General features: G+C 64.5%; 7 protein-coding genes. All 7 read left to right on the top strand.

Annotation, left to right across the window (positions count from 1 at the left end; all coding sequences use genetic code 11):
* Positions 1 to 291: hypothetical protein (locus tag ACPLUI_RS11320; RefSeq protein WP_424660366.1), on the top strand; the 291-nt coding region annotated here is incomplete at its 5' end.
* 314 nt (positions 292 to 605) lie between these two features.
* A complete protein-coding gene (locus tag ACPLUI_RS11315) occupies positions 606 to 1,199 on the top strand; it encodes a reverse transcriptase-like protein (protein ID WP_424660365.1) in 594 nt (197 codons plus the stop codon).
* A 15-nt stretch (positions 1,200 to 1,214) separates the two neighbouring features.
* Complete coding sequence (locus tag ACPLUI_RS11310; protein ID WP_424660364.1) at positions 1,215 to 1,355, top strand: hypothetical protein; 141 nt, start codon at positions 1,215 to 1,217, stop codon at positions 1,353 to 1,355.
* An 18-nt stretch (positions 1,356 to 1,373) separates the two neighbouring features.
* Entirely contained in the window at positions 1,374 to 1,583 is a 210-nt protein-coding gene (locus tag ACPLUI_RS11305; RefSeq protein WP_424660363.1) for a hypothetical protein, read from the top strand.
* 37 nt (positions 1,584 to 1,620) lie between these two features.
* Complete coding sequence (locus ACPLUI_RS11300) at positions 1,621 to 2,874, top strand: YecA family protein (protein WP_424660362.1); 1,254 nt, start codon at positions 1,621 to 1,623, stop codon at positions 2,872 to 2,874.
* 25 nt (positions 2,875 to 2,899) lie between these two features.
* Complete coding sequence (locus ACPLUI_RS11295) at positions 2,900 to 4,111, top strand: homing endonuclease associated repeat-containing protein (protein WP_424660361.1); 1,212 nt, start codon at positions 2,900 to 2,902, stop codon at positions 4,109 to 4,111.
* Positions 4,112 to 4,309, top strand: coding sequence for a homing endonuclease associated repeat-containing protein (locus ACPLUI_RS11290; protein WP_424660367.1), 198 nt, complete (start codon positions 4,112 to 4,114; stop codon positions 4,307 to 4,309).
* Positions 4,310 to 4,562: the final 253 nt, after the last annotated feature.

Genomic DNA, 4,562 nt, shown 5'->3' with positions numbered 1-4,562 from the left:
AGCGGCCCGGCCCGGGTTTTCGAGAGCGAAGACCCGCTGGCGGGTGAGAGCTCTCCGAGGCCGGAGCGCGGGCGGGTGGCCGTGATGTGGTTCGACGGGGACCGTCCCGCATCGGGGTTTCAGAGGTGGCTCCGGGCTGTCGGGGCTGACGAGTTCAGGCCGCAGACCAGGGACGGCCGCCTGGACTACGCAGCGCTGGACGACCTGGTACGGCTGGCGCTGGCCGGCGACAGGCTGGACGAGTGGGTCGCCACGCTGCCCGTGAGCGTGGTGGAAAAGCTGGTCGGTTAGAAAAAAGCGAAAACCGCCTGCCCTTTTGGGACAGGCGGTGGTTTTTTCGAGGGGTGTGCCAGTAGTGAAGGCTTAATTACCTAAACCCTAAGCCTCATATTTTCGGGTATAGGTTTCACTTACACCATAAAATTTGTATTAACGTGTAAGCCTTCACTTACTCACACCTTTGGCGGACGTGCCAAGCCAGACAGCTACCGAACGTATTCCCACAGATACGTGTATGCTGTCCGGGACTCACGTCCAGAGTTATGATACTGCAATCTCTGTGGGAAGTCAATAGGTTTTCATAGCAAGGAAAGGGGCTGTTGCGGGTGCACTACGGCCATTTTGACGGAGTATCGCGGGGCAACCCCGGGGAAGCGGCTGTGGGAGCGTATCTGGTTGGCGAAAACGGGGAAGTCGTCTGGGAGAAGTCCGAGCGTGTCGGTGTCTGTACCAACAACGAGGCCGAGTACCTGGCACTGATTGCCCTGCTGGAAGAAGTCGCCCGCCGGGACATTAAGGAAATCACGGTATACGGCGACAGCCAGCTGGTGGTCAACCAGGTCAGCGGGCACTGGAACATCAACCACGCGCACCTGTACGAGCTTTGCCGCAGGGCGGACCGGCTCATGCGCGGGCGCGAGGTACGGCTGGTATGGGTGCCGAGGGAGAAGAATATGCGCGCCGATAAACTGGCCAACCAGGCATTTAGAAAGACGGCGCACGCCAAAGAGTTTGACCCGTCCAGGCTGGAACGGGTTACCGAACACATTTTCATTGCGCACGGGACGGAAGATTACGCAGTGGACGTGCTGCACGAGAGCTGTTCCTGCCCGGCGTTCAGGAACTACCGGGGTGACTGCAAGCATCTGGTTGCGGCAAAGAGGGCCGTGCAGGAGAAACCGGCGTGCGGGGCTGTTTAAGGGGAGGGGGGTACGATGGCCGGTTACGGTAAAAACCGCCGGTTGAGCGCGGTGTCGGTCAACAAGAAGTACAGGCTGAGGAAGTGCTCCAGGTGCGGCACTGTTTTTGTGCCTTTGAGCGGGCGGGCGCTGTACTGTTCCGGCTGCCGGCGGTAGACTGGGAGGTGGTCTTTCGTGGTTAAAGTAATTCGGGGCAGGGTGACCGCGGCAAACAGGGATCAGGCGCTGAGAGAGATGGAGTCCCGGCTCCGGAAGTCGGGACACGAGCTGGCGGGGGAGTGCTCCCTCCATCCGTGCCCCGTCCAGCCCTGGGGGGATACGATCTGGTGGGAGTTTACCGTGCGGGTCAGGTCGCTGGCCGGGGAGAGGTACCGCCCGGCTTGAACCTGTCTTGCTGGATAGAGAGGAGGAGGCGTGAGCTGTGGAAGGTATTGCCGCCTGCAGCGACTGCATCACGGTGCGCTACCGCCGTCCCCGTGGCGGCAAGCGGAAGGACTTTTACCTTGCAATGAACTACCTCAACGGGACGGAGGTCAGGTTTGTGCTGACGGCGGAGCTGGGGAAGTCGGGGTGGAGGGTGCTGCACGCTGTTATTGACGGCGAGAGCGACATGGCGGAAGAAGCGACGCGGGACTTTGCGTCTCTGCACTGGTACGTATTCCCTCAGAGACACGACAGGTGCGTGCTGCCGCCGGTGGTAGCGGTGTGGGACGTGGACGGGCTGACCGTGGCGGCCTGCGTCCCGCCGGAGTGGGGCGGGCGGTCTCTTTCCTGCGCGCGGCAGAGGCAGTGGTTCACGTCTGGTAACCGGCTGCCCGACCCCGGGCGCGCGCTCTGCTGGTGGCCGAGCCCGGCGGTGTGGCACAGGTGGAGGGAAGCGGGGCGGTACCTGGGCAGGAAGCGGTTTTCCGCTCCAGTAGCCATACCGTTTTTCACCTTTTCCCAGTGGGTGCGGAGGGCCGACGTGAAGCGCGCGTTCGACGAGAAGAGGGAAGCCATGCGGCAGTTCGAGAGGGGCAGGTACGGCGAAGAGTTTCGCGGGCTGCACGACGAGATCGTGGCTGAAGACATGGCCGGGGAGTACGCCCGGTACGTGCGGAACGTGCGGACGGCGCTGGCGTTCCTGCGGAAGCGCGGGGTACCGGTCCGGGTGGTGCTGGGGGACGCCGCGCGTGCCGGCTGTGACCCGGGAGATCCCGCGTCCTGGGGAAAGGCGGCGGCTGTTTTTCCTGAGATGCCGGACTGCGTGGTGGAGGAGTACAACTACAGCGGCCCTCTCGGCGCGGCGGTGGGCGCGGGAAGGCTGAGGGCGGCGGTCAGCGGGTACAGCCACTGGCCGAACAGCCCGGCGGTGGACTTCATAGGGGCTTCCGTGTATTCAGGAAACCGGCGTTTGGTTAATGTTGCGTGCTGGCTGAACCCGGTTAAGGTCAGCGACCCCGCGTCAGTCAGGAAAGCAGTAGACGGTTTTTGCAGTGAACTTGCACGCCGCGGGGTGAAAAACATCACTTTTTCTGATACTGTTTTCCCGCTCCGGGTACATCCGTACAGCCAGGAACTGGTGCTCTTTGCGCCCGGAGACTGGTTCGAGAAGCCGCAAGAAAAAGCGGGGTGGAACGACCCGTGTCCGTGCGGCAGCGGGCTGAAGTACCGGGACTGCTGCGGAGTGCTGTAGAGTTCGGGGAGGAGGTGAGCAGGTAGTGGCGGGTAAGAGCAAAATCGACCTGCGGGCTGCTGAGGAAACGGTCCGCAGCATGTTGCAGGAGAATATCCGGGTCACGAACGCCGAGATAGGTTCGGCGCTGGGGGTCAGCGCTACGGTAGCGGGGTGGGTCCTCCGCAAGCTTTCGGAGTGCGGTTCGCCGGACGTGCGGGAGCTTATCGAGAGGAGGCGTGCGGAGGTCCGGTCCCGGTGGTGGGTCCGCAGGGACGCCTCCCCGGAGGAGATAGCGCGCAGGATAAAGGAGCTGGCGGAAAAGCTCGGGAGGGTACCCAGGATAGCGGACGCGGGGCATCTGGCGTTCCGGGCGATAGAGGCGTTCGGCACGTGGAACGCCGCGCTGGCGGCGGCGGGGCTGCCCGCGCGCAGGGTCACGCTGCCGGACGACCCCGGGGAGCGGCGGGAAGTGCTGGTGTCGGCGCTAAAGGAGGCCGCGGGTGAGCTGGGCCGCGCTCCCATGAGGAAAGAGTACGACCGACTCGCCCGGGAGCGGTCGCTCCCGAAGTCGTGCGCCGTGATCGACTTTTTTGGAAACTGGAGGAGCGCGCTGGAAGCGGCCGGGCTGGTACAGTCCAGCGCCTGCGAGGTCCAGGAGGCGGTGGAGCGCGCGCTGTCCGGCGGGAAGCGGTTTGTCAGCGCGGGTGAGGTGAGGGAGCTCCCTCCTGACGTGAGGGCCGTGGTGCGGAGTAAAGCGTCCGTGGTGAGGTTGCGGAAGAAGCGGGTCGTGGCCTGGCTGAACAGGGCGGCGAGAATGGGGTTCCCGAAGGTGCCGGGGTGCGAGAAGGGCAGGGAATTTGCCGTCCGGGTGGCGTCCGGCGAGACGTACAGGGAGATAGGCTCCGCCGAGGGGATGTCAGGCGAGCGGGTGCGGCAGCTGGTGCACGAGTACCTGCAGCGCGCGGTCTGCGGTGGCGGGAGCGCTGGCCGGGCGTGCCGGGTGCGGCGTGTGCTTCTCGCGTCGGGGCTCCCGGAGGTGCCGGGGCTGGAGGAGGCCAGGCTGCTGGCGGAGCGGTTCGCTTCCGGCGAGACGTACGAGAGCATAGCGGAAAGCACGGGGCTACCGTTGTACCGGGTCAGACAGCTGGTACTGAAGTACGCGGCGTACGTGATGGAGGGTAAAAAGTCGCGCAGCCCGTGGGCCGGTATCGACAGAGACACAGCGGTGGGCTGCGTCCCGAAGGCGGTGAGGTAGCTGGGCAGGCTCCCCACGTACAGGGAGTACGAAGCGTATTCCCGGGCGGCCGGGGGGCCGCCTCCCCGCGTGCTGGTCAGGGTCTTCGGGTCCTGGCGCGGGGCGCTGAGCGCGGCGGTCCTCCAGCGTGGCGGTGCGCCAAGCACTGCTGCTGCGGGACGTGAGGGGACCAGCGTGCTGGAAGGAATGCAGCTTTAGCAGCAAACCGAAAAAATTTATGCAGGGGAGTGGTGTGTTTTGCACAAAAAGGCTGTTGAGAAACTTATCGCGGAGCGGGCGTGGGCGTGCAGGGCGGCGTTGATGCCGCTGGTAGTGCTGTCGGTCGTCGCGGCGCTGTGGACGGCGTTCTCGCTGTCGCACGGCTACCCGCGGGACGTAATGTTAAGAGCGGGCGGGATGCTGTACCTGTTCTGGGGCATCGCTTTGTGGTCGCGTGTCTCGGCGGCCGGGA

It is taken from the genome of Desulfofundulus sp. (assembly GCF_049701015.1).
In the GTDB taxonomy this organism is placed as follows: domain Bacteria; phylum Bacillota; class Desulfotomaculia; order Desulfotomaculales; family Desulfovirgulaceae; genus Desulfofundulus.
This window is presented reverse-complemented; position numbering and strand designations above follow the sequence as displayed.